The sequence below is a fragment of the Aerosticca soli genome (assembly GCF_003967035.1).
Taxonomy (GTDB): Bacteria; Pseudomonadota; Gammaproteobacteria; order Xanthomonadales; family Rhodanobacteraceae; genus Aerosticca; species Aerosticca soli.
In genome coordinates this window covers 788,319-813,878 of sequence record NZ_AP018560.1, presented here as the reverse complement: position 1 = coordinate 813,878, position 25,560 = coordinate 788,319, and the positions used below count along the sequence as shown (strand labels likewise).

The window sequence follows — 25,560 nt, the reverse complement described above, 5'->3', positions numbered from 1 at the left end:
CGTGATGAAGATGCGGAAAAGCCTTCAGCCCAGCACGCGCTTGACCGTGGCCAGCAGCTGATCGGGATCGAACGGCTTGACCAGCCAGCCGGTCGCCCCGGCCGCCTTGCCTTCCATCTTTTTGTCGGTATGCGACTCGGTGGTCAGCACCAGGATCGGCACCCCCTTGTAGGCGGGCATGGTGCGCATTTCGCGCACCATGCTGATGCCGTCCATCACCGGCATGTTGACGTCGGCCAGCACCAGGTCGAAGGTCGAGGCGGCGGCCAGATCCAGCGCCTGCCGGCCATTCTCGGCCTCCACCACCTCGTGCCCGGCGCCGCGCAGGGTGAAGGCCACCATGCCGCGCATCGAGGCCGAATCGTCCACCGCGAGAATCCTTGCCATCTGCTTACCTCGTCATTGCTTGTCTTGTTCGGATCGATCAGGCCGGCTGTCGGCTGGCAGGTCCAACGCCTGCGCCAGACCGAGCACGCCGGCGGCATCGCGCAGCACCTGGCTTGCGCCCAGCCAGCGCACCGCATGCCGGCGCGCCGCCGCCTCGCGGCGAAACAGCAGCAGGAGCTGCAGCGCGGCGGTGTCCACGCGCTCCACGGCACGGCCGTCGAGCACCGTCGCCGGCGCGTCCAGCGCCTGCACCAGCTCGCGCAGCAGCGGGCCCAGCGCGGCCATGCGGCAATCGGCCGGCAGGCCGATCACCACGGCCTCGCGCACCGTGCCTTCCACATGCTGTCGCGCCACCATCCGCTCATCGCCCATATCCAGATTCTCGCATCGAGCCCCTGCGCCCCACGCTATCGGCCATCCGCGCGCGGGCTTTAGCGACTGGCGCTGCCGCCGGCAACAAAAAGGGCGGCCCCGATACCGCGGGCCGCCCCAGGGGCAAGCGTATGGGCCTGCGCGCCCTAGAAGAAATTCCAGCGCAGGTCGGCGCCGAAGGTGCGCGGTTCGGCCGGATGGGCAAACCCGCCGACCACCCAGTCGGAGAGGTATTTCTGGTTCTTGAGGTTGCGGCCCCAGAAGCTCAGCGACCAGGTGCCGTCGTGCGCATCGAGCATGATCCGCGCATCGATCAGGTTGAGCGGCTGGCGCGCGGTGCTGTTTTCCGGATCCCAGTACTGCTCAGCCACGCGGCGGTAATCCACGCGCACCAATCCGTCCAGGGCGGCATTGATGGGATGGCGGTACTCGAAACCGATGTTGCCGGTGTAGCGCGGCGCGTAGGGCGCCTGGTTGCCGACGTCGGCCGGGTTCAGGGTGAACTTGCGGATGTTGCTCTGGGTATAGCCGTAAGCGCCGAACAGCGACAGATGCGAAGTCAACGCGGCCTTGGCTTCGAGCTCGTAGCCGCGCAGGATTTCCGCATCGATGGGGGCGATCACCTGGGCGCCGACGGCCCCGACGAAGACGAAGTAGTGCTGGTTGCTGAGGTTGGTGTAGAAGACATCGCCGTTCACTTCCAGCCAGTTGAAGGGACGGCTCTTGACGCCGGCCTCCCAGGTGCGGGCGTATTCGGGCTTGTAGAGGTCGCTCACACCGATCAGACCGGCACTGGCTGCTGCCTTGGCGACGCCGCTCTGGTTGAAGCCGCCGCTGTTGAAGCCCTTGCCGTAGGTCAGATAGGCGGTGTAGCGCGGGTCGGGCTTCCAGGTCAGCGACACCTTGGGCTCCCAGGCCTTGAAGCGTGCGCTGCGCTCCTCGCCTGCGTTGGGGTCGTATTGCGGCGTGGAGAGGTTGATCTGGCGACGGCGGGCGTCGTCATAGCGCATCGCCAGCGCCGCCTCGAGCTCGGGCAGGATGTCGTAGGCCACCTGGCCGAAAGCCGAGTAGGTGCGGTTTTGGTTGTTGTCGGCGATGAATGAGAGGGTCGCCCCACGCGGGTCATTCGGTTTCGGGTGGCGATAGAGCGGCACCATGCCCAGGCCCAGATCCTGCTCGATGCCCGAGGAGATGTAGCGATCCACCGCTTGGCCGTAGACGCCGGCGATCCAGCGGAAACGTTCGTCCGCACGCGAGGTGAAACGCAACTCCTGGCTCAGCGCATGCACGTAGAGAAACTGCGTCTGTACGCCGTCCAATCCCTCGTAGCCCGGCAGGGGATTGAGCGAGGTGCGCGGCGAATAGGGAAACTGGTCACCGGCGAAGTACTCGCGCAGACGGTCCCAGCTGGTGGTGCTGGTCAGCGTGCCGGGTTCGAAGCGAAAATCGAACTTGGCCGCCACCTGATTCATCTCGCGCTTGTCCTTGCCGTGATTATTGGCGGTCAACGGCAGCTTGGCGTTGGAAGCGTCGTACACGCCGTAAAGCGGCTGGAACACGTGGTTGAGCGCACCGCCGTTGTCGTAGGCGCTGCTCACCCGCACGTCGGCGGTGATCCAGTCGTTGATGTCGTCGATCACGCGCAGGCGCACGCCGCTCGAACGCAGGTTGTCGACCGGCACGTGCAGGTAATGGTTCTGCAGCAGACCGCCAAACTCGGACCAGAAACCGCTGACGATGTAGCGGACGTGGCCGTCCTTGTCCAAGGGGCCGCCGTAGCTGGCCTGGGTGCGCTTGAGGCCGCCATTGCCGGCGCCGGCCTGCACATAGCCGCCCGCTTCGCTCGGCGGCGGCGTGGTGACGATGTTGATCGCACCACCGACCGAGTTGTTGCCGTAGAGGGCGCCCTGCGGCCCCTTGAGCACCTCGATCTGCTCGACGTCGTAGAGCTCCTGGTTGAACTGGTTGGTGTTGACCTGCGGGATGCCGTCGATGACCACCGCCACCGGCGCCTCCTCGTTGCGCACCTGGGTCAGGCCGCGGATGGTGATGAACGAGGTACCGACGTTCTGCGCCTGGTTGAAGCTGACGTTGGGCGTCAACGCGATGAAATCGGCCGGCCGGCTGATGCCTGCCTCGCGGATCTCGGCCGGCCCGAACGCGGTGACCGCGATCGGCACGTCCTGCAGCCGTTCGCTGCGCTGGCGCGAGGTGACGGTGATCTCCTCGAGGGTTTTGGCCTCCTCCTTCTTCGCCGCTGGCTTTTTTGTCTGCCCGGCGGCGGACTGGCTCTTGTCCTCCTGCGGTGCGTCGGCGGCATGCGCCCAGCTGGAGGTGATGGCCACCGCCAGCAGGGCGCGTGTGAGACTGCGTCGATCGATACGGCTCATTCGGATGGATCCCCCGCGTGCGTTGACCTTCGTCCTCCTCCGACCGCGCACCATCGTCCTGCTTCCGCCCGCCCGGCGACGGGCTGGCAGTGCGCGGCTTGATGATTCGATCGTGCAAGCGCGCAGGCACCAGCGGCAATGCGCGCGGCGGGTGGCTTGCGTCAGAGGCGACCTACCCGGCCCACCCGACCGGGTAGTGTCTGCCGTTTAGACGTCCGTATCCGGCGTCGCCCCGGACGCATAAAGGCCCTTCTGCGCGGCGACGGCGACGGCGGCACCGCGCGACTCCACACCGAGCTTGCGGAACACGCTCTTCAGGTGGAACTTGACCGTGTTTTCCGAAAGGTTGAGCAGCCGCGCGATCTGTTTGTTGGACCGCCCGCGGCACAGCTCGCGCAATACCTCGATCTCGCGCCCGCTGAGCAGCTCGTCGCCGGCGGCATCGGCATGGCTGAGAAGCTGCTGGATGAGCGCGCACCTGGCGCTGCCTGCGGCGGCGTCGGGATCCTGCTGCAAGGCCAGGCGCAGCAGGCTCTTCATCGCCGGCCCGGCATCGAGCACGGTCAAGACCGCCTGCGTGGCAGCGACGTAATCGAGTGCATGGCCGAGGCTGGCCAGCGCGGCGGCGAGTTCACCGCGCGCCTGCAAGGCCAGCGCCAGACGCGCACGCACACGGGCGAGATCCAGCGCGCGGCCGTCCTGGGCGCACGCCTGTTCGAGCACGCGCAGCAGGCCGACCGCGGCGGCACTGCGTCCGGCAAGCTGATGCCGGCGTGCCAGAACCAGGCCGAAAGCCTGCATCTGCCGCCAGCAACCGGGCGTGCGCCGGGCCAGCTCGAACGCCGCCTCGGCAGCGTCCAGGCGGGCCTGCAGCTCGGCCTCGGCTGCCATCTCGGGACGATCGAGCAGCAGTTCCAGCCGCCATGCGGCGACCAGTTCGTCCAGCCGCTGCAGTTCGCGCTCGGCGGCGATGCGTTCGACGTGCGCGAGCCAGGCATAGGCGGAAGGCTGCTCGCCGGCGGCCCGCGCCACGCTGACCGCGGTCTCGTAGGCGGCCGCAAAGACGTCCAGCCATCCATCATGGCTTTCGATGTAGGGAATGCCGGCCTCGAGCAGCAGCCTGGCCTGCTCGAACTGGCCGCGCTGGCATACCAGCTGGGCAAGCAGGCAGTTGCCGGCGGCCTTGAGGGCGCTGTCGATGCCGAAATACGCCTCGGCGATGGTCAACGCCTCGCGGTAGGTGGCCTCGGCCTGCGCCAGCAGGCCCTGGTAGTAGTAGCTCTGGCCCAGATGCAGCAGCGCGTAGGTCATGCCGATCGGGCTGTCGGCGCGGCGCATGTCCTCCAGCGCCCGCGTCGCGCAGTCGCGGGCGGCGGCGAAATCACCCAGACCCAGTTCGCCCACGGCGGCCACGCAGTAGAGCGTCGCCCGGCCCAGGAAATCCTCCGGCACACGGGCGCGGGCCTGGGCGATGGTGGCCTCGATGCCCGGCGCGTCGCCGAACTCGTCGCGATAATCGCGCAGCAGCGCGGAGATCACGACGTAGTCGCGTTCGTGCGCCAGACGCAACGATTCCGGCAGCCGGCGGAACCATTCGAGCATGGCGCGTGCCTGTGCCATCTCGCCCAGGCGGATGCTGAGATATGCCTGGGTGATGTTGAGCACCGGCGTGTCGCGGATGAACTTCGGATCGAAGTGCCGCAGCAGCGGGCGCACGTAACCGAAGCCGCGCTGCAGAACCAGCTCCCAGCCGCCGGCCGCAGCCACCAGCCCGGTGGCGAATTCGGGCGCGTCGCCGCGGACGGCATGCTTGACCGCCTCCAGCAGGTCGCCATGCACGGACAGCCACTCGGCGGCACGCCGGTTGAGCTCCAGATCGCGGTCCGGGTGACGATGGCGCAACTGCTGACGCAGGAATTCGGCGAACAGGTGGTGGTAGCGATACCACTCGCGCTCGTCGTCCAGCGGCACCAGCAGGCCTTCGAAGCCGCTCAGCCGGGCCAGCAGCTCGCCGCTGTCCTGGCGCCGGCGTACCGCATTGGCCAGACGCACGTCGAAGCGGTCGAGGATGGCCGTCTCCAGCAGGAACTCGCGCAGCTCCGGAGCCAGCCCCTCCAGCACCTGCTCGGTGAGATAGGCGGCGATCTCCACGGACCGGCCGGAGAACCGCTCCAGATCGCCCGCTCCGGTCACGCTGAGCCACAGCCCCGCCAGCTGCAGGGCCACGGCCCAGCCCTCGGTACGATCGTGCAGCCGACGCGCCGCCTCGGCCGGCACCGCCGTACCGACCACCGCCTGCGCCTCTTCGATGCTCAGGCTCAGGTCCTGCGCCTCGATGCGCTCGACCAGACCGCGTGCAGTCAGCTCGGCCAACGGTAGCGAAGGCCAGGTGCGGCTGCTCAGTACCACGTGCAGATGCTCGCCACCGTGCCGGATGAGGTGCTGCACCACTTCATCCACGCCCCGCCCGCGCACGCGGTCGTAGTCGTCCAGCACCAGTACCAGGCGGCCGGGCAGCGTCGCGATGGTGGCGACCAGCGCACCGATCGCCGCGCGCGCATCGATGTCGTGCAGCTGCGAGCCGATCGCCTGGGTCAGCGCGCCCAGCTCGACGCCGGCGCGCGCCAGCGCCAGCGCCAGATAGGCGACGAAGCGGCTGACTTCGCCGTCATCCTCGTCCAGCGACAGCCAGGCAACCTGGATGTCGCCGCGCTCGGTCAGTGCGTGGTGCCACTGGCTGAGCAGGGTGGTCTTGCCAAAGCCGGGCGGCGAGACGATCACGGTGAGCGGCAGCTCGAGCGCGCGGTCCAGCCGCGCCAGCAGCCGGGTGCGCACTGCGGCGCGGATGCGCTGGGGCGGCGGCTGCAATTTGCCGCGCAGCACCCAGACCGCCGCCTCGCCCTCGCGGGGTGTCGATGGAATGCCCGAGCCCGGTTCTGTCATGCCAGCAAACTTACACCGCACACCGCGTGTGCAGCGATCCACCCGAATCATGCCGGCCATTTGGCAAGGCTGTGCCGGCGTCCCACCCTTCCCCGCCAGCCGTCCGGCCACACACCTACCCGGCACCACGCCGGCCACCCGCGGCGAAGGGCCACGTCGCGGCGGGTGCTCGCTATTTTTTGCACACCCGGCGCCCGGCGCCGCCATCACTTTGAAAACCCATGCATCCAGACGATGACCGCGCCGAGATCCTCGCTCTGCTCGAACGGCAGGCCGCGGCCTGGAACCGCGGTGACCTCGACGCCTTCATGGAGGGCTACTGGTCGCACCCTCAACTGCGTTACGCCAACGGCAACCCTCCCGTGCGCGGCTGGACGGCGCTCTATCAGAGCTATCGCGAACGCTACGGACAGAATCGCCTGGAGGGCCGGCTCACGTTCGGCGACGCCGAGGTCGAATTCCTTGGCGAGGAGCACGCCATGGTCTTCGGCAGCTATGCGGTGGACACCGGCGCCGACCGCGCGCACGGCAACTACACCCTGATTCTGCGGCGGCTGCCGGTCGGCTGGCGCATCGTCGCCGACCAGTCATCTGCAGCGCACTAAACGTCCAGCCATCCGTTTTTCCGTATGGAATCTGCCATGTCCGAACCGCAACTACGCGTAGCCACCGACGTCGGCGGCACGTTCACCGACCTGGTCTGCTTCAGCCGCGATCCGGTCACCGGCCGTCAGGTGGTGCGTACCGCCAAGGCCGACACCACGCCGCCCGATTTCGAACGCGGCGTGCTCGACGTACTCGACAAGGGCGGTCTCGCGCTCGCCGAGGTCGCCTTCATGGCGCACGGCACCACGGTGATCATCAATGCGCTGACCGAACGCAAGGGCGCATGCACTGGCCTCATCACCACCCGTGGTTTTCGCGACGTGCTAGAAATCGCGCGCGGCAACCGGCCCGACTTCTTCAACCTCAATTACGTGAAGCCGGCGCCCTTCGTACCGCGCCATCTGCGCCGCGAGCTGCCCGGCCGCATGGACTATCGCGGCCAAGAGCTCGAGCCACTGGATCTTGCCGCCCTGCCCGGCATCCTGGATGACTTCCGCGCCGCCGGCGTCGAAGCGATGGCGATCTGCCTCCTGCACGCCTACGCCAACACCGCGCACGAGCAAGCCGTGCTGGCCGAGGTGCGCCGGCTGTGGCCGCAGGTGAGCGTGGTCGCCTCGCATCAGATCACCCGCGAGTGGCGGGAGTACGAACGCAGCAACACGGCCGTGCTCTCGGCCTACGTGCAGCCGGTGGCCGAGCGCTACCTCGACCGCCTGACCACGGGGCTGGGCGAGCGCGGCTATCGCGGACCGCTCTACATCATGCAGTCCAACTGCGGCGTGGAAACCGTCGAGGCGACCCGCGCGATCCCGATCACCATGGTCGAGTCCGGCCCGGCCAGCGGCTTCCTCGGCGCCGCCGCACTCGGCCGCCTGCTCGGCGAGCCCAACGTGCTCGCCCTGGACATCGGCGGCACCACCGCCAAATGCGCGCTGATCGAGAACGGCGAGGTCACCATCACCTCCGACTACTGGATCGAGCGCACGCCGCGTTCGGCCGGCTACCCGATCATGGTGCCGGTGGTGGACCTGGTCGAGATCGGCAACGGCGGCGGCTCGATCGCCTGGGTGGACGATTTCGGCAAGCTGCATGTCGGTCCGCAGAGTGCGGGCGCCTCGCCGGGGCCGGCCGCCTATGGCCGCGGCGGCCAGGCGGCCACCACCACCGACGCCAACCTGGCGCTCGGCCGGATCAATCCGGAATTCTTCTGCGGCGGCAGCATGCGTGCCGACATGGCGGCGGTGGACCGCGCGCTCGACGCTCTCGGCAGGCGGCTCGGTCTGGACCGCATCGAGGTGGCGCGCGGCATCCTGCGCCTGGCCAACAACAACATGGTCAATGCGCTCAAGCTGGTCTCGCTCAACCGCGGGCGCGATCCGCGCGACTTCACCCTGGTGGTGTTCGGCGGCGGCGGCGCCATGCACGGCACCGCACTCGCCGCCGAGCTGGGCATCCGCAAGGTGATCGTGCCGGCGGCGGCCGGGGTGTTCTCCGCCTTCGGCATGCTGATGTCGGACCTGCGCCGCGATTTCTTCGTCACCCGCCTGCTCGACTTCGAGCCCGCGCACGTCGGCGCCATCTCGGCGCTGATGGACGAGGTGGGCCGTACCGCGCTGCAGCGCTTCGCCGCGGAAGGCATCGCCGCCGCGCGGGTGCACTTGGCCATGCACGGACGCTTCCGCTACCAGAACCAGGAGCATGCCGTCGAGGTGCCGCTGCCGGCCGGGCCGCTGGACGTGGCTGCTCTGCGCGAGGATTTCCATCGCATTTATCAGCGCGAATACAGCTATCGGCTGGAGGCGCCGGTCGAGTTCGTCGGCCTGCATCTGGTGGCCACCGCCGAGGTCGGCAAGCTGACCCTGGAGCCGCAGCCGGTCAGCGGGCGGCGCCTCCAGGACACCCTGAAGGGCGTGCGCAGCGTCGACTTCCTGCTCGATGGCGTGCACCCGGCCGACATCTACGACGGCGACGCGCTGGAACCGGGCATGCGCTTTCGCGGCCCGGCGGTGATCGAACAATCCGGCACCACCACCGTGGTCCATCCCGGCCAGCACGTGCACGTGGACGAGTACGGCAACATCCACATCCAGCTCGAGGGTCACGGCGCCTGAAAAGCGCCTGCCGCGGAGAATGCCCATGAACCAGGCCAACTACGATCCGATCACCCTGGAAATCATCCAGAACGCCCTGCAGGCGACCAGCGACGAAATGTTCGCCGCCCTGCGCAAGACGGCGATGAGCGCGATCATCTACGAGGTACTCGATGCCGGCACCGGCGTCACCGACGCCCATGGCGAACTGGCGAGTTCCGGCGCCGGCATTCCCGCCTTCGTCGGCGTCATCGACAAGACGGTCAAGGCGATCCTGCGCGAGCATCCGCACGAGAGCATCCGCCCCGGCGACGTCTACGCCACCAACGATCCGTGGTATGGCGGCGTCACCCATTTGAACGACATGGTGATCGCGCTGCCGGTGTTCGCCGGCGAAACGCTGATCGCCTGGACGGCGGTGATCGCGCACTGGACCGACGTCGGCGGCATGGCGCCGGGTTCGGTGTCACCCGCGGCACGGGAGATCTGGCAGGAGGGCCTGCGGCTGCCCGCGGTCAAGCTGTTCGAGCACGGCGTGCCGATCGATTCGGTGCTGCGCATCATGAAGGCCAACAGCCGCATGCCCGACTATCTGGAAGGCGACCTGTGGGCCTCGATCGCCGCGGTACGCGTGGGCGAGCGCCGCCTGCAGGAACTGGCCGCCAAATACGGCACCGATACCGTGCTGGAAGCCATCCGCCAGTACCTCGATTACGGCGAGCAGATCACCCTGCAGGCGCTCGCCGCGCTGCCGCACGGCCGCTGGAGCATCGCCGAGGAACAGGACGACGGGCGCGTGTTCAAGGCCACGGTGGAGATCGGCCCGGATCATTTCACCATCGACCTCACCGACAATCCGGACCAGGACGAAGGACCCAACAATTCCAGCGTCGATGGCTCGACCATCGTCGGCCAGATGGTGCTCAAGAACGTCACCGCGCCGCAGGGCGTGTGCAATGGCGGCAGCTTCCGCCCGTTGCGCGTACTGACCCGCGAAGGCTCGATCTTCCACGCCACCGAAGGCGCGGCGATGGGCATCTACTACGAGCAGGAGATCCGCATCTACGACGTCATCATGCGCTGCCTGGCCGAATCCATGCCCGAGCGCCTGCCCGCCGGTCATTTCGCCTCCATCTGCGGCACCTATTTGAGCGGTCGCCACCCCGATACCGGCCGCGACGTGCTGATCGTCGAGCCGGAAATCGGCGGCTGGGGCGCACGCCACGGCGCCGACGGCATCAACGCGCTGTATTCGGCCTTCCACGGCGATACCTTCAACTGCCCGGCGGAGATCTGCGAGGCCCGCCATGGCCTGCTGGTCGATGCCATCGCCCTGAACGACGAGGGCGGCGGCCACGGCGCCTGGCGCGGCGGCAAGGGGCTCAAGATCGATTACCGCATCCGCTACGAACACGGCACGGTGACCTGCGGCTATACCCGTTCGAAGTTCCCGCCCTGGGGTCTGGCCGGCGGCGGCGAGGGTACGCCCAACTACATCGAGGTGTTGCGTCGCGACGGAACCCGCGAACGCTACGCCTATGCCGACGCGGTGCCGCTCGTCGCCGGCGACGTGGTGCGCGTAGTCACCGGCAACGGCGGCGGTTACGGCAACCCGGCCGAACGCCCCCGCGAACGCGTGCTGGCCGATCTGCGCGACGGCTACATCAGCCCGCGCGAGGCGCGCGACATCTACGGACTGCGCTGAAAACCACGCGGCCACGGAAGGCCACTCCGCCACAGACGGATCCGGCGCCTGACTGGCCGTCGACGCCACGCCCTTTCCGCCCACGCCTGGAACCGACACCCTTGGAACCCCGCGCCGCCGCCATCGAGTCCGCCCCCGCACCGGCCGCCGGCGTCAGCGTGGGCGAGGTGTTCGCCGATTTCCCGTTCACCCGCGAGCACGTCAAGAGCTGCCTGGCGCTGTTCTTCGTCTTCGTCATCGACGCCTGGGAGTCGATGATCATCGTCTACGCCAGCGCCTCGCTGCGCGCGGATTTCGCACTCAGTCCGCTCGCGCTCGGCAATCTGATCGGCGCCATCTTCGTCGGCATGGCGCTCGGCGCGCTGGTATGGGGACGCATCGGCAACTGGATCGGCCGCAAGCGCTGCCTGATGTGGAGCATGGGCTGCTACGGCGCGCTCTCGCTGCTCAGCGCTTTCGCGCCGGACTATGCCGCCCTGTATGCACTGCGGCTGCTGGCCGGTTTCGCCGCCGCCGGCATGATGGTGGTCACTTTCCCCTACTTCGAGGAACTCCTGCCGGTACGCGTGCGCGGGCCGGCCTCGGTGTTTCTCGCCACCGGCTGGCCGATCGGCATGCTGTGCGCGCTCGCGGTGTCGGTGCTGTGGGCCGGCCACGGCTGGCGCTGGATCATCGGCGTCAGCTCATTGGCCGCGCTGTGGCTGCTCGTGGTCGGCGCGCTGGTGCCCGAATCGCCCTACTGGCTGGCCGGTGCCGGCCGCGGCGAGGCGGCGCGCGCCGTGCTGCAGCGCCTGGCCGCCGGCCGCGCCCGTCTGCCGGACGCACCGCTGTACGTGGAACCGGTCCGGCATGTGCGGCTGCGCGAAGTCCTGCACGGCACGCTGGGCCGCATCACCGCACTGCAGTGCCTGCTCAACTTCGCCTTCGCCTGGGGCTATTGGGGCCTGCAGACCTGGCTGCCGACCCTGCTCGAGCAACGCGGGCTCAGCCTGCCGGAAAGCTACGGTTTCATCGTGCTTTCGGCGCTCTGGATGATTCCAGGCTATGTCAGCGCCGCCTGGCTCACGCACCGCTACGGCCGGCGCTCGGTGATGGTCGCCTATGTCGGCCTGGCCACGGTGGCCGGCTTCGTCTTCGCCGGGGCACACAACCTGCCGATGCTCTATGCGGGCAATTTCGCCATGGTGTTCTTCAGCCAGGGCGCCTGGGGCGTGTGGGACACCTGGATGGGCGAGTTCTATCCCACCGCCTCGCGCACGCTGGGCTACGGCCTGGGCACCCTGGCCCAGCGGCTGGCCAACATCGCCGCACCGAGCGCGATCGGGGCGATGGTGGCCGCCGGCGCCGGCTTCGGCACGATCACCGCATTCATCAACGTCTTCCTGCTCAGCACACTGTGCATGGCCTGGCTGCTGCCGGAAACGGAAGGCCATCGGCTGGACTGAAAAAGGTCATCCCCAAAAGGGCATCATCGGTCGGGGTGTCCGGCGGCGTTCAAGTTCCTGCCTGCCGGGCCGATAGCGATGCGAATGCCCGCAACCGGGCGCTCGCGCGGGACCGCATGAGGAGGCCCGAGTGATCATTCAACCGACCAGCCTGGCCGCATTGACCTGGGCCGGCGCGGCCGCTGGCAGCAGCGCCGAGAGCTGGCGCATCGGCGCGGTGCTGGCCGCGCGACCGCTGGGGCTCAACGATCGCGGTCTGCTGGTGCTCGAGATCGGCGGGCTGACGGTGGAAGCCGAACCGCCTCCGGGCCAGCAGCTGGCCAACGGTCAATTGCCGCCGCAGTTCCAGGTGCGCGTGCAGAGCCTGGGCGGACAGCCGCTGCTGGAGATCCTGGGCACCGGCGGCAGCGATCCGATCGTCTACCGCGCCCTGCGCGAGCGGTTGCCGCAGCAGAACGGCTACGCGCCGCTTTTGTCCACGCTCGATGCGCTGTCCCGCCGGCCGCAGCTGCGCCAGCTGCCTGCCCCGCTGCGTGAGGCGCTGGCCGTGCTCGACCACGCCGTGCGCCTGCCGGAGGAGATCACCCGCGGCGAGGGGCTGCGCGAGGCCATCGCCCGCAGCGGACTGTTTCTGGAGGCCCAGCTCGCCCAGCCGCGCACGGATCTCGCGGCCCTGGCCACCGACGACTGGAAGGCCGCGCTGTTGCGCCTGGCCGCCACGCTGGAGCCGCATGCGCCGGCGCGCCCGCCCGCCCGCGGCGCCGAAACGCCGCCGCCGCTGCAGCAGCGCGGCCTGCAGCCTCCGCAGGCGCGTCAGCCGACGCCGCTGGAGCTGCTGGAGAGCGAAGGCATCGATGCCCTGATCGAGCGTCTGCACGGCGATGTGCGCGCCGCACTGGCACGCCTGGAGGTGGCACAGCTGGACAACACCCAGGCCACGGCGTGGATGATCGAGATTCCCGTCCAGGGCGAGGGCGGCCGCGATGTCCTGCAGCTGCATCTGGCCTTCGGCCGTGCCGAGGAGGGCGGCGGCGCCTGGACGCTGGGTTTTTCCATCGACCTGCCGCCCCTGGGGCCGGTGCAGGGTGAGCTGCACCTGCGCGACCTGCGCCTTGGCGTGCGCCTGTGGGCCGAGCGCGGCGACACCGCCGAACGGCTGGAGCGCCAGTTCCCCGCGCTGCGCCAGCGTCTGGCCGCCTGCGGACTGCTGCTCGACCAGCTGAGCTGCCAGACCGGTCTGCCGCACGGGCCGCAACGCGCCGGCGGCCTGCTGTTCAAGGCCACGGCATGAGCACGCCGCTGCCATCGCCGCAACGCCGCGTCACCCTGCGCCTGGCCGGCCCGACCCAGGAGCCGGTCGGCACGCTGCGTCCCGAGGCGCTGGACATGCTGCTCGCGCGCGCCCGCGCGCTCGGCCTGCCGCTGCATCAGGATCCGCAGATCGCCGGCGTGCTCGCCGCGCTGCGGCTGCGCGAGGACATCCCGCCCACGCTCTACGCCGCCGCGGCCTCGGTCCTGGCCTGCGTCTACGACGCCGCGCAGTCGCGCTGAGCGGCCTCGCACGGCGGGAAAGCGCAAGTGCAGTGAACCGATCCCTCGTTCACGGCGCCGGCAGGGTATAGACCACCAGCTGGTCACCGACTTGTTTTTTGAGGATGGTGTTGCCGCCGGCGACGAAGGCGACGTATTCGCGGCCCTTGTAGGCATACACCGCCGGATTGGCGACCACCGGCGCCTGCGCCTGGTCCGACCACAGCTCCTTGCCGGTCTTGAGTGCGTAAGCGCGCACCTTGGCGTCCATCGAGGCGCCGATGAAGATGACGCCGCCGGCGGTCACCGCGGCGCCGCCGATGGTCGGCGAGCCCCAGCTTTCGGGCATGAAGAAGCCGTACTGCTGCGAGGCGCCGAGCGGCCGACGCCACTTCACCTGGCCGCTGCCCATGTCGATCGCCACCAGTTCGCCGTACGGCGGTTTCCAGCACGGCATGCCGAGCCAGTTGAGGGCCACTTCCAGGCGCATGCCGTAGGGCGCGCCTTCCTGCGGCGCGAAGCCGCTCTCGTTGCCGGCGCCCTTGGCGACCTTGGCGTAGGTCGCGCGGTCGAACAGCTTCACGTACTGCACGATGTGCGACACGTTGACCACCGCGGTCTGGCTGACCGGGTCGAAGGCCACGCCGCCCCACTGCACGCCGCCGGCGCTGTCGGGATAGGCCAGCGTGCCCTCGCCTCGCGTGGTCGGTGGCGTATACATGCCCTCATAGCTCAGCTTCTTCCACAGCCGCGAGCACTGGCCCATGCCCACCGCGTCGGCGAGCGCCGAGATCTCGGGCTTGCGCGACTGGTCCAGCAGCGGCGCCGGCCGGGTCGGGAAGGGCTGGGTGGGGGCGTATTTCTCGCCGACCACACTGCCGTCGCCCTGCGGCACCGGGCGCTCTTCGATCGGCCACACGTCCTCGCCGGTCAGCCGGTTGACCACGAACAGAAAACCCATCTTGGTCGACTGCATGAGCGCCGGGATGCGCCGGCCGTCGACGGTGATGTCCATCAGCGTGGGTGCGGCATTGATGTCGTAGTCCCACAGGTCGTGGTGCACCCACTGGCGCGACCACACCACTTTGCCGGTGTTGACGTCGAGCGCGGTGGTCGAGGTGACCAGCGGCACGTCCCCGGTGCGGTTGCCGCCCCAGTAGTTGGGCGAAGGCGAGGACACCGGCAGATAGACCAGGCCATGCTCGGCATCGGCCGACATGTGCGTCCACACGTTGGCGGTGCCGCTCTTCTTGCGCATCTCCTCGGACAGCACCTGGAAGGTCCATTCCAGCCGCCCGGTGCGCGCATCGAGCGCGAACACCGTGCCGGGCGGCTCCTGGGTGTAGACCCAGTCCATCCCGGCCCAGCCCAGGATCAGGCGATCGCCGACCACGGTCGGCGGCTGCAGCACCGACAGCGGCCATTTCGCGTGGGTGGTGTTCCACTGGTTGATGTCGAGCACGCCGTGGTCGGCGAACTGCTCGCAGGGTTTGCCGGTGTCGGCATCCAGCGCGAACAGGCGCGCGTCCATCGTGCCCATGTAGACGATCTTCTGGCACGGCTGCCCGGCCACCGGCTGCGCGGCCTGCCAGTAGGCCACGCCGCGCGTCTTCAGCACCGGCTGGGTGAGCGCCTTGCGCTGGGAGTGCGTGTCGAAGATCCACTTGACATGGCCGTTGCCCGGATCGAGCGCGATCACCCGATAGAACGGCGTGCCGATGTAGAGCGTGTCGTTGGCGAAGATCGGCGTGGCCGACCACACCGTCGCCGGCAGCTTGCCGGAACCGTCGGAGACGTCGCCGGTGTGGTATTCCCAAGCCTTCACCAGTTTGCCCACGTTGTCCGCATCGATCTGCGTGAGCGGGCTGTATTTCTGCGCGCTGAGCTGACCGTGGAAGCTGTCCCACACCGCGGTCTGACCCGGTTGGGCGGTGGAGGCGACCTGCGCAGCCGCGAATGCGGGCAACCACGCCAGCAACGGAAGCGTCAGCGACGCCAGGCGGCGTCCGGAAAAGAGGGAACCCATGGCATCGATCCTTGGCGTTTCAGACAGCCGCATCGCGGGGGCGGCGACGCGATCCGGCGATATCGGCGACAAGGCCGGCCAGCCCGACCAGCATGGCCGCGCAGAACCAGCCCTGATGCAGCAGCAGACCAGCGAAGACCGCGCCGAGCAGCAGCACCAGGGCCACCGCATACAAGGTGTTGCGCAGGCCACGCCCATGCACCGTGCGCAGGGCGAGGCCGATGGCGGCGAGGACGAGACTGCTCAGGATGACCGCCAGCGCGCCGACGGTATGGGTCACGCCGGTCAGCGGCATCAGGTAGGCATACAGGGCGATGAGGCAGCCGACCAGGGCGGCGAGCGTCAGCGCCAGTGCGCCCCGGGCATGCGTCGTAGCGTTTGGCATGGGCTGTCCTTGACACGCAAAAGTGCGCGTGCGGCCGCTGCAAACTAGCCGCGCCGGGCTCTAGAAAACATGAAGATCCGCGGGCGACGCACCGCGCCGCGCACCGCGGCCATGACCGTCTGGGACCCCTTGAGGCGGCACGCGCACCCGCTTTGATTGGTGTCAAACACGCGATCGGCAAAGGCGGCATCATGAGCGGACATGCCGCGGAGCGGACGCTCCAGGCGGCGTCGATGAGACGAGTGCAATGCAGAACGATCATCCGCAGGATCCGTCCGCCAACGACCCCAACGATCCGCCGGCCGCCCCCTCGCGCCCCACCGCCGACGACGACGTGCGCGAGACGTCCGGCACCTCCGGCACCGACGCCGCGGCGCAGGCACGTACCGCGCGGATGCGTCGCCGCCGGCGCGTACTCTGGCTGGTGCTGGCGCTCGTCGCCGTCGGCGCGTTTGCGGCCTGGTGGGCGCTGCGCCCGGCGGGGCTGCCCGAGGGCATCGCCAGCGGCAACGGCCGCATCGAGGCGATCGAGATCGACATCGCCGCCAAGATCGCCGGCCGGGTCAAGGAGATCTATGCCAACGAGGGCGACTTCGTGCAGGCCGGCCAGCCGGTGGCGAAGATGGATACCGCCGTGCTCGAGGCCCAGCGCGAGCAGGCCCAGGCCCAGGTCCAGCGGGCGCGCATCGCGGTGGACACCGCGCTCACCCTGGTCAGGCAGCGCACGGCCGAGAAGAAGGCCGCCGACGCCACCGTCGCCCAGCGCAAGGCCGAACTCGAGGCGGCACGCAAGCAGCTCGCCCGCAGCCTGGAACTCGCGCCCAAGGGCTACGTGCCGCGCTCGACGGTGGACAACGACCAGGCCAGTTTCGAGGCGGCCCGCGCCGCGGTCGCCGCCGCGCAGGCCCAGGCGGTGGCCGCGGCAGGCGCGATCAACCAGGCGCAGACCCAGGTGGTCGATGCGCGCTCGGCCGTGGTGGCGGCCGAGGCCTCGCTGCGCAGCATCCAGGCCGACATCGACGACAGCCTGCTCAAGGCGCCGCGCGACGGCCGCGTGCAGTACCGCGTGGCGCAGCCGGGCGAAGTGCTGGCCGCCGGCGGCACGGTGCTCAACATGGTCGACCTTTCCGACGTCTACATGACCTTCTTCCTGCCGACCAAACAGGCCGGACGTGTGGCGCTCGGCGCCGAGGCGCGGCTGGTGCTCGATGCGATTCCGCAATACGTGATCCCGGCCAGGATCTCCTTCGTCGAGGACGTGGCGCAGTTCACGCCCAAGACGGTGGAAACCCAGGAGGAGCGCGAGAAGCTCATGTTCCGGGTCAAGGCGCAGATCGATCCCGAGCTCCTGCGCCGCCACCTCTCGCAGGTCAAGACCGGCCTGCCGGGCATGGCCTACGTCAAGCTCGACGCGCGCGTGCCCTGGCCGCCGGAACTGACCGCCAAGGTCCCGCAATGACCACGGCCGCGTCTGCCCGCGCGGCGGGTGCCGTCGCCACGCTGCGCGGCGTCGGGTTGAGCTACGGCAAGGTGCGCGCGCTCGACCACGTGGACCTGGCGGTGCCCGCCGGCTGCATGGCCGGACTGATCGGCCCGGACGGCGTGGGCAAGTCCAGCCTGCTCGCGCTGCTGTCCGGCGCGCGGCGCATCCAGGAAGGCCGCGTCGAAGTGCTCGGCGGCGACATGGCCGATGCCGAACACCGCCGCCTCTGCGGCCCGCGCATCGCCTACATGCCGCAAGGCCTGGGCCGCAACCTCTATCCGACCCTGTCGGTGGCCGAGAACATCGACTTCTTCGCCAGCCTGTTCGGGCACGACGCGGCCGAACGCCGGCGGCGGATCGACACGCTCACCGCAGCCACCGGGCTCGCGCCGTTCAAGGACCGTCCTGCCGGCAAGCTCTCCGGCGGCATGAAGCAGAAGCTCGGGCTGTGCTGCGCGCTGGTGCACGACCCGGATTTCCTGATCCTGGACGAGCCGACCACCGGCGTCGATCCGCTCTCGCGACGCCAGTTCTGGGAGCTCATCGACACCATCCGCGCCGAACGCGCGGGCATGAGCGTGCTGGTCGCCACTGCCTACATGGACGAAGCCGCCCGGTTCGACTGGCTGGCGGCGATGAACGCCGGCCGCGTGCTGGCGACCGGCGCGCCGCAGGCATTGCTCGCGCGCACCGGCAGCGCGAGCCTGGAGGAAGCCTTCATCGCGCTGCTGCCCGAGCAGGCGCGGCGCGGCCACGTGCCCGTGCACATCCCGCCGCGCGACGCCGACCACGACGGCGAAGTGGTGATCGAGGCGCGCGACCTCACCATGCGCTTTGGCGACTTCACCGCGGTGGACCACGTCAGCTTCCGCATCCGCCGCGGCGAGATCTTCGGCTTCCTGGGTTCCAACGGCTGCGGCAAGACCACCACCATGAAGATGCTGACCGGCCTGCTGCCGCCGAGCGAGGGCCAGGCCTGGCTATTCGGCCGCAGCGTCGATCCGCACGACATCGCCACCCGTGCGCAGGTCGGCTACATGTCGCAGTTCTTCTCGCTCTACGAAGAACTCACCGTGCGCCAGAACCTGGAACTGCACGCGCGGCTGTTCCGCATCCCGGCCGAGCAGATTCCGGCGCGCGTGGCGGCGACCGTGCAGCGCTTCGCGCTCGGCGACTTCCTGGACAGCCTGCCCTCCAGCCTGCCGCTGGGTCAGCGGCAGCGGCTTTCGCTGGCGGTGGCGCTGATCCACCAGCCGCCGATCCTGATCCTGGACGAACCGACCTCGGGCGTGGACCCGGTCGCGCGCGACGCCTTCTGGCGCATCCTCGGCGAGCTTTCCCGACGCGACGGCGTGACCATCTTCGTCTCCACCCATTTCATGAACGAGGCCGAGCGCTGCGACCGGCTGGCGCTGATGCATGCCGGCCGCGTGCTGGCCACCGACACGCCCGAAGGGATCAAGCGCCAGCGCGGCAAGGACAGCCTGGAAGACGCCTTCATCGACCTGCTGGAAGAGGCCTCGCGCAGCGGCATCGCACCGCCGCCGGAAGCGGCCGATGCGTTCAAGGCCACGCCGCCGCGACGCGCCGGCACGGCCCTGCGACGCCTGTTCGACTTCCGGCGCATGGCAAGCCATGCCCGCCGCGAAGCGCTGGAACTGCGCCGCGACCCGATCCGGCTGACGCTGGCGCTGGCCGGCAGCGCGATCCTGATGTTCGTGATGGGCTTCGGCATCAACATGGACGTGGAGAACCTGCGCTTTGCCGTGCTCGATCGTGACCAGACCGCGCTCAGCCACGACTACACGCTCAACATTTCCGGCTCGCGCTATTTCATCGAGCGGCCGCCACTGACCAGCAGCGAGGAACTGGACCGGCGCATGCGCGAGGGCGAGCTCAGCCTCGCCATCGAGATCCCGCCGCGCTTCGCCGCGGACCTCGCCCACGGCCGGCCGGTGCAGATCGGCGCCTGGATCGACGGCGCCATGCCGACCCGCGCGGAAACCGTGCGCGGCTACGTGCAGGGCCTGCATGCGCAGTGGCTGGCCAGCCGCGCGCGCCTGGCGGGCGTCTCTGCCGCGCTGGCCACGCCGGCGACCATCGAGACCCGCTTCCGCTACAACCCGGACGTGGAAAGCCTGATCGCGATGGTGCCGGCAGTGATCCCGATGCTCTTGATGCTGATCCCGGCCATGCTGGCCACCCTGGCGGTGGTGCGCGAGAAGGAGATCGGTTCGATCACCAACTTCTACGTCACCCCGACCACGCGGCTGGAGTTCCTGCTCGGCAAGCAGCTGCCCTATCTGGCGCTCTCGTTCGTGAGCTTCCTGATGCTCACCCTGCTGGCCGTCACCGTGTTCGGCGTGCCGCTCAAGGGCAGCTTCCCGGCGCTGGCCTGCGGCGCGCTGCTGTATCTGGGGTCCTCCACCGGCCTCGGGCTGCTCATCTCGACCTTCATGCGCAGCCAGATCGCCGCGCTGTTCGGTACCGCCGTGCTCACCCTGCTGCCGGCGGCCAATTTCTCCGGCATGCTCGATCCGGTGTCCTCGCTGGAAGGCGTCGGCCGCTTCATCGGCGAGATCTACCCGACCACGCACTTTCTCACCATCGCCCGCGGCACCTTCTCCAAGGCGCTCGGCTTTGCCGATCTCCGCGGCAGCTTCGTGCCGCTGCTGGTGGCCGCGCCGGTGCTTCTGCTGAGCGCCGCCGCGCTGCTCCGCAAACAGGAGGACTGAACCCGTGCGCGCTGCCAACGTGTGGTACCTGGGGCTCAAGGAGCTGGTCAGCCTGATCCGCGACCCGATGATGCTGGTGCTGATCGCCTGGGCGTTCACCTTCTCGGTGCACACCACCGCCAAGGCGCTGCCCGAGACGCTCAACAAGGCGCCGATCTCGATCGTCAACGAGGACCGCTCGCCGCTGTCCTGGCGCATCGTCGATGCCTTCCAGCCGCCCTATTTCAAGCGTCCCGAACTGATCGACCAGGCCGAGATGGACCGGCGCATGGACGCGGGCCTGGACACCTTTGCGCTCGACATTCCACCGGAATTCCAGCGCGACGTGCTGGCCGGGCGCCAGCCGGCGATCCAGCTCAACGTCGATGCCACCCGCATGACCCAGGCCTTCACCGGCAGCGGCTACGTGCAGAACATCGTCAGCGGGCAGGTCAACGATTTCGTCAGGCGCTACCGCGCGCAGGACCTGCTGCCGGTCGATCTGGCCCTGCGCGTGCGTTTCAACCCGGAGCTCAACAAATCCTGGTTCGGCGCGATCATGCAGGTGGTCAACCACGTGACCTTGCTCTCCATCGTGCTGACCGGCGCGGCGCTGATCCGCGAGCGCGAGCACGGCACGGTGGAACACCTGCTGGTGATGCCGGTGACGCCGTTCGAGATCATGGCGAGCAAGGTGTGGTCGATGGGCCTGGTGGTGCTCGCCGCCAGCGCGGTGTCGATGGTGCTGGTCGTCCGCGGCTGGCTGGGCGTGCCCATCCAGGGCTCGCTGGCGCTGTTCATGGCCGGCGCCGCGCTGCACCTGTTCGCGACCACCTCGATGGGCATCTTCCTTGCCACCATCGCCCGCTCGATGCCGCAGTTCGCGCTGCTCCTGATGCTGGTGCTGATGCCGCTGCAGATGCTTTCCGGCGGCTCCACCCCGCGCGAGAGCATGCCGGTGCTGGTGCAGGACCTGATGCTGGCGGCACCGAACACGCATTTCATCATGCTGGCCCAGGCCATCCTCTACCGCGGTGCCGGGCTGGCCGTGGTCTGGCCGCAATTCCTGGCGCTGGCGCTGATCGGCGGCGTGTTGTTCGCGCTCACCCTGGCGCGCTTTCGCCGCACCATCGCGACCATGGCCTAGGGAAGCGCTTCCTGTCCGGGGCAGGATGGCCCCGGCATGCCTTGAGGACGCAAGTCCCTGAGGCATGAAGTGCTGCGCGTATACCGCGCCGCAGTTGGGAGAAGAACCCAAATTCAACCGGAGGGCCTGCCCCGGCGTTGGGTGAAGAGCCGTTTTTTTAGTATTTCCCCTGGGTCCTTCGCTCACGCCCCTCGGCGAAACACCGTGCCGCCGGAACGGCGAAGGTTTCGCTCGCGCGGCGCTCACGGCAGCCGGCACAGCCGGCGCACGTCCAAGAGCGCGATGAAGGCCTGCGGCAGGCTCAACACGCCGCAGACCGGATCGTCCGCCCGCCGCTCGCGGTCGGCCGGCGGCGGCGCGATCGCCTCCGGATCGGCGTCGATGAGGTCGCCGACGGCGTCCACGCGCAGGCCGATCCACTGCTGCTCCGGGTTGAGCACCACCACGCGGGCGCGCGTGTCATCACCCAGCTCCGCCGGCGGCAGGCCGAGCCGCCGACGTCCGTCCATGACCGGCACGATGCGTCCGCGCAACGGATAGATGCCGATGAGATCGGGCGCCGCACCGGGCACCGGCAGGCATGCCCCGGGACGGATCACCTCGCTCACTTCGGCGAGCGGGGCCGCATAGTCCTGCCCGGCCAGGCGGAACGAAAGCCAGCGCCTGGCCATGTCGGGACGTTCGTTCGCGATATTCACCGCCGCCCTCCTTCGCCCTGTGGGCTCGCCGTGACCGTGATTGTCGGTGGTGCGGTGGCGCCGGGCGTGGCCTCGGCCCTGTCCGCCGCGGCGGCCGCGCCGCCCGCCTTGCCGGCCGCACCGTCGGCGGCCGTCTGCGCCGCACTGTAGAAGCGCGCCGGCGCCTTGTCGTCGCTCAGCACCACCACCAGCACGCGGCGGTTGCGGTTGCGTCCCTCGGCGGTGGCGTTGTCGGCGGTCGGCCGGTACTCGCCCCAGCCGATGATGCCGAGCCGCTTGGGGTCGACGCCATGCTCGGCGAACAGTCGCGCCACGGTGGCCGCGCGCGCCGCCGACAGCTCCCAATTGGACGGATAGACGGCCGTATTGATCGGCTTGTCGTCGGTGTAGCCCTCGATCCGCAGCGGATTGTCGAAGCCGGCGAGGATGCCGGCCAGCTGATCCAGCACCGCCTGCGCGGAAGGATGCACCTGCGCGGTGCCGCTGGGAAACAGGATGTCGGTGCGGATCTCGATCTCCAGCCAGTTCTCGTTGCGCCGCACCGCGATGAGGTTGCGGTCGATCAGCGGCCGCATGGCCTGTTGGACCTGGTCTTCGATGCGCCGCAAGTTCTGCTGCTGCGGCGAATCGGCGGCCGGCCGCCGTTCCGCGGCGTTGCCGCGCGGCATCGGCCGCAACGGGATCGGCGCGGGAATCGGCACGCCGGCGGTGCCCGGCCGCGCGGTGGGCGGATTGGGCGGCGCCACGCGCGGCGTCTCCTCGCCCGCCGGCGGCGTCATCGCACGGCTGTTGCCGTGGAAGGCTTCGATGATCGACTCGGACATCACCCGGTACTTGCCTTCGTTGACCACCGAGACCGCGTACATCACCACGAAGAAGGCGAGCAGCAGGGTCATCAGGTCGGCGTAGGGAATCGCCCAGCGCTCGTGATTGACGTGTTCCTCGCCGTCCAGCCTGCGTTTCATGCCAGGTAACCCTTGAGCCGGGCCTCGATCTGGCGGGGATTCTCGCCACGGGCGATCGACACCAGCCCCTCGATCAGGATCAGCCGGATCTGCGACTGCGCGCGGATCAGGCCCTTGAGTCGCGCCGCCATCGGCAGCATCAGCAAATTGGCCAGCGCCACGCCGTAGATGGTGGCGACGAAGGCGGCGGCGATGCCGTGGCCGAGCTTGCTCGGATCGGCGAGGTTCTGCATCACCGCCATGAGCCCCATGACCGCGCCGATGATGCCCATGGTCGGCGAATAGGTGCCGGCGTTCTCGAACACCCGCGCGGCCAGCATGTCGCTGTGTTCGCGCGCCTCGAGCTCGACCTCCAGCACACTGCGGATCATCTCCGGCTCGCCGCCGTCGACCAAGAGCTGCAGCCCCTTGCCGATGAAGGCATCGGGCTCGGCGTCGATCTGCGGCTCGAGGCCGAGCAGACCCTGCCGGCGCGAGATCTCGCTCCAGCCGACGATGCGCGCGATGAGGTTGTCCGGCTCCAGGCGCGGCGGCTTGTAGATCATCGGCAGCATGCCGAGCGCGCGCCTGAGCACCGCCCCCGGCGTCTGCACCAGCAGCGCGGCGAAGGTGCCGACGAACACGATCACGAACGCCGCCGGGTTGAACAGCGCATCGATCGTCGAGCCCTTGAGGATGGTGCCGACGATGATGACCACGAAGGCCAGCACCGTGCCGATGATGCTGACGATGTCCATCAGGCGCAGATCCGCAGGGCATCGAGCAGCTGGCCGTCGCGGTCGATCAGCCCGGCGAGGTCGAGCACCAGCGCCAGCCGGCCGTCGCCGGTGATGGTGGCGCCGGCGACGCCGGGCACGCCGTCGAACAGGTGGCCGAGCGGCTTGACCATGACGTCCTCGCGGCCGAGCACCTCGTGCACCAGGCAGCCGAAGCGCTGGTGGCCGACGTGCAGCACGACGACGTGCCGGCCGCGGGCGTTCACCCCGGCCCAGCCGGCCAGGTCGGCCAGCGGCAGCGCGCGGCCGCGGTGCGCGGCGACGATGCGTCCGTCCAGCGGACGGTCCTGGCCTGCGGCGAGCTCGAACACTTCCTCGACGTTGGCCAGCGGCAACGCGAACAGACGGCCGCCGACGTGCACCATCAGCACGCGCAGGATCGCCAGGGTGAGCGGCACGGCAAGCTCGAGCTCGGTGCCCTGGCCGAGTTTCGAACGCACCTGCAAGGTGCCGCCGAGCTCGGCCATGCGCGTCTTGACCACGTCCATGCCCACGCCGCGGCCGGAGATGTCCGACACCTTGGCCGCGGTGGAAAAACCCGGCCGGAAGATGAGCTCGTAACACTCCGTTTCGCTGAGCCGGGCCGCCTGCGCGGCATCCAGCAGGCCCTTTTCCACCGCCTTGCGGCGCAGGAGTTCCGGGTCCATGCCGCGACCGTCGTCGCCCACCGTGATCACGATGCGCTCGCCGCGCTGGCTCGCCGCCAGGCGCAGCACGCCCTTGCGCGGCTTGCCGGCGCGCTCGCGCTCCTCGGGCCGTTCGAGGCCGTGGTCGAGCGCATTGCGGACCAGGTGCACCATCGGATCGGCCAGCGCCTCGACCAGACTGCGGTCGAGCTCGGTGTCCTCGCCTTCGAGCACCAGCTCGACCTCCTTGCCGAGCTGGCGGGAGAGGTCGCGCACGATGCGCGGGAAACGCTGGAACAGGCGCCCGACCGGCTGCATGCGCATGCCGAGCACGGCGCCCTGCAGTTCGTCGGCCACGCGGTCCAGCTCGCCGGCGGCATCGTTGAGCGACTCGTCGCCGGCGCGGGCGGCCAGCCGCTGCACGCGGTTGCGGACCAGCAGCAACTCGCCGGCCTGATTGACCAGATTGTCCAGCCGCGCAGTGTCCACGCGCACGGTGCTTTCCGCCGGCGGATGGGCCGCCGCCGCGGCGGGCGCAGGCGCAGGCGCGGCGACCGGCGCAGACGGCGGCACGGGCGCAGGCGCGGGCGGCGCTGCAGACGGAACCGCCCCGGGTGCCCCGCCCTTGCCGTGCAGCTGGTCGAGCAGGGCCTCGAACTCATCGTCGGCGATCGGCGCGGCACCGGCAGAGGGCGCGGCGGCGGGGACGGAGGCCGGCAAGGGCGCCGGCTCGACCGTGCCGGGCGCGGCCTTGCCGTAGAGGCTGTCGAGCAGCGCCTCGAACTCCTGATCGTCGATGCCGCCATTCGCCGCCGGTGCCGGTGCCGGTGCCGGTGCCGGTGCCGGTGCCGGCGCGGGTGCGGCGACCGGTGCGGCAGCCGGCGGCGCGGCGCCCGGACGCAGGCGTTCGAGCAGCTCGGCCGGCGGGGGCTCCAGCGCCGCCCCGGCGCCGAGCGCGGCGAGCATGCCGTCCAGCCGGTCCAGCGCGGCCAGCAGGGCATCCATCTGCGCGGCATCGAGCACCAGGGCGCCGTTGCGCGCGGCGTTGAGCAGATCCTCGGCGTGATGGCACAGCTCGACCATCGGCTGGAGGCCGAGGAAGCCGGCGCCGCCCTTGAGGGTGTGGAACGCGCGGAATACCGCGTTCAGCAGCTCGCCGTCGCGCGGGGTGGCTTCCAGCGCCACCAGCTGCTCGCCCAGGCGCTCGGTGAGCTCCCGGGCCTCGAGCAGGAAATCCGCGCGCAGTTCGCCATCCAGGCTCGGGTCCATGCG

Annotated in this window: 19 protein-coding genes; 9 read left to right on the top strand and 10 right to left on the bottom strand. The window is 69.5% G+C overall.

All coding sequences use genetic code 11. The features are described 5' to 3' along the window. Nucleotides 1-24 precede the first annotated feature (24 nt). The 4 genes from ALSL_RS03695 to ALSL_RS03680 form a co-directional block, all read right to left on the bottom strand. On the bottom strand, nt 25-387 hold the full coding sequence (locus ALSL_RS03695; RefSeq protein WP_126536545.1) for a response regulator: 363 nt from the start codon (nt 385-387) through the stop codon (nt 25-27). 12 nt (nt 388-399) lie between these two features. Beyond that, on the bottom strand, nt 400-759 hold the full coding sequence (locus tag ALSL_RS03690; RefSeq protein ID WP_126536543.1) for an STAS domain-containing protein: 360 nt from the start codon (nt 757-759) through the stop codon (nt 400-402). Between the two features lie 146 nt (nt 760-905). Further along, nucleotides 906-3,149: a TonB-dependent receptor gene (locus ALSL_RS03685; protein WP_161970925.1), complete on the bottom strand. Its 2,244-nt coding sequence runs from the start codon at nt 3,147-3,149 to the stop codon at nt 906-908. A gap of 207 nt (nt 3,150-3,356) precedes the next feature. Beyond that, nucleotides 3,357-6,092, bottom strand: coding sequence for a winged helix-turn-helix domain-containing protein (locus tag ALSL_RS03680; protein ID WP_126536539.1), 2,736 nt, complete (start codon nt 6,090-6,092; stop codon nt 3,357-3,359). 221 nt (nt 6,093-6,313) lie between these two features. On the opposite strand from ALSL_RS03680, the gene ALSL_RS03675 reads away from it, so the two are divergent. The 6 genes from ALSL_RS03675 to ALSL_RS03650 all read left to right on the top strand — a co-directional run bounded on the left by ALSL_RS03675 (nt 6,314) and on the right by ALSL_RS03650 (nt 13,489). Further along, nucleotides 6,314-6,697 carry a YybH family protein gene (locus ALSL_RS03675; RefSeq protein ID WP_126536537.1) on the top strand — a complete coding sequence of 128 codons (384 nt, stop codon included), beginning with the start codon at nt 6,314-6,316 and terminating at the stop codon, nt 6,695-6,697. Between the two features lie 36 nt (nt 6,698-6,733). Then, the gene (locus ALSL_RS03670) at nt 6,734-8,809 is read left to right on the top strand and encodes a hydantoinase/oxoprolinase family protein (RefSeq protein WP_126536535.1); all 2,076 of its coding nucleotides are present in this window, start codon (nt 6,734-6,736) and stop codon (nt 8,807-8,809) included. Nucleotides 8,810-8,834: 25 nt separating this feature from the next. Then, a complete protein-coding gene (locus tag ALSL_RS03665; protein ID WP_126536533.1) occupies nt 8,835-10,493 on the top strand; it encodes a hydantoinase B/oxoprolinase family protein in 1,659 nt (552 codons plus the stop codon). Between the two features lie 101 nt (nt 10,494-10,594). After that, nucleotides 10,595-11,938 carry an MFS transporter gene (locus tag ALSL_RS03660; protein WP_198410673.1) on the top strand — a complete coding sequence of 448 codons (1,344 nt, stop codon included), beginning with the start codon at nt 10,595-10,597 and terminating at the stop codon, nt 11,936-11,938. Between the two features lie 130 nt (nt 11,939-12,068). Further along, nucleotides 12,069-13,229, top strand: coding sequence for a flagellar hook-length control protein FliK (gene fliK / locus ALSL_RS03655; protein WP_126536531.1), 1,161 nt, complete (start codon nt 12,069-12,071; stop codon nt 13,227-13,229). Further along, nucleotides 13,226-13,489, top strand: coding sequence for an EscU/YscU/HrcU family type III secretion system export apparatus switch protein (locus ALSL_RS03650; protein ID WP_126536528.1), 264 nt, complete (start codon nt 13,226-13,228; stop codon nt 13,487-13,489). Before fliK ends, ALSL_RS03650 begins: the two co-directional genes overlap by 4 nt. Nucleotides 13,490-13,538: 49 nt before the next feature. Here ALSL_RS03650 and ALSL_RS03645 read toward each other — a convergent pair whose 3' ends face one another. Both ALSL_RS03645 and ALSL_RS03640 read right to left on the bottom strand, forming a co-directional pair. After that, complete coding sequence (locus ALSL_RS03645; RefSeq protein ID WP_198410672.1) at nt 13,539-15,494, bottom strand: pyrroloquinoline quinone-dependent dehydrogenase; 1,956 nt, start codon at nt 15,492-15,494, stop codon at nt 13,539-13,541. 19 nt (nt 15,495-15,513) lie between these two features. After that, nucleotides 15,514-15,879: a hypothetical protein gene (locus ALSL_RS03640; RefSeq protein ID WP_126536524.1), complete on the bottom strand. Its 366-nt coding sequence runs from the start codon at nt 15,877-15,879 to the stop codon at nt 15,514-15,516. A 247-nt stretch (nt 15,880-16,126) separates the two neighbouring features. On the opposite strand from ALSL_RS03640, the gene ALSL_RS03635 reads away from it, so the two are divergent. From ALSL_RS03635 to ALSL_RS03625, 3 genes are read left to right on the top strand one after another with little or no spacing between them, the layout of a single operon-like run. Next, entirely contained in the window at nt 16,127-17,338 is a 1,212-nt protein-coding gene (locus ALSL_RS03635) for an HlyD family secretion protein (RefSeq protein WP_231700281.1), read from the top strand. Beyond that, a complete protein-coding gene (gene rbbA, locus ALSL_RS03630) occupies nt 17,335-20,097 on the top strand; it encodes a ribosome-associated ATPase/putative transporter RbbA (protein ID WP_126536521.1) in 2,763 nt (920 codons plus the stop codon). Before ALSL_RS03635 ends, rbbA begins: the two co-directional genes overlap by 4 nt. 4 nt (nt 20,098-20,101) lie before the next feature. After that, nucleotides 20,102-21,223, top strand: a complete 1,122-nt coding sequence (locus ALSL_RS03625; protein WP_126536519.1) for an ABC transporter permease — start codon at nt 20,102-20,104, stop codon at nt 21,221-21,223. A gap of 242 nt (nt 21,224-21,465) precedes the next feature. On the opposite strand, the gene ALSL_RS03620 is transcribed toward ALSL_RS03625, so the two are convergent. From ALSL_RS03620 to ALSL_RS03605, 4 genes are read right to left on the bottom strand one after another with little or no spacing between them, the layout of a single operon-like run. After that, a complete protein-coding gene (locus ALSL_RS03620; protein WP_231700280.1) occupies nt 21,466-21,921 on the bottom strand; it encodes a chemotaxis protein CheW in 456 nt (151 codons plus the stop codon). Then, nucleotides 21,918-22,886, bottom strand: a complete 969-nt coding sequence (gene motD / locus ALSL_RS03615; protein WP_126536517.1) for a flagellar motor protein MotD — start codon at nt 22,884-22,886, stop codon at nt 21,918-21,920. Before motD ends, ALSL_RS03620 begins: the two co-directional genes overlap by 4 nt. Further along, nucleotides 22,883-23,623 carry a flagellar motor protein gene (locus ALSL_RS03610; RefSeq protein ID WP_126536515.1) on the bottom strand — a complete coding sequence of 247 codons (741 nt, stop codon included), beginning with the start codon at nt 23,621-23,623 and terminating at the stop codon, nt 22,883-22,885. Before ALSL_RS03610 ends, motD begins: the two co-directional genes overlap by 4 nt. Further along, the gene (locus ALSL_RS03605) at nt 23,623-25,557 is read right to left on the bottom strand and encodes a chemotaxis protein CheA (RefSeq protein WP_126536513.1); all 1,935 of its coding nucleotides are present in this window, start codon (nt 25,555-25,557) and stop codon (nt 23,623-23,625) included. Before ALSL_RS03605 ends, ALSL_RS03610 begins: the two co-directional genes overlap by 1 nt. Between the last annotated feature and the right edge of the window lie 3 nt (nt 25,558-25,560).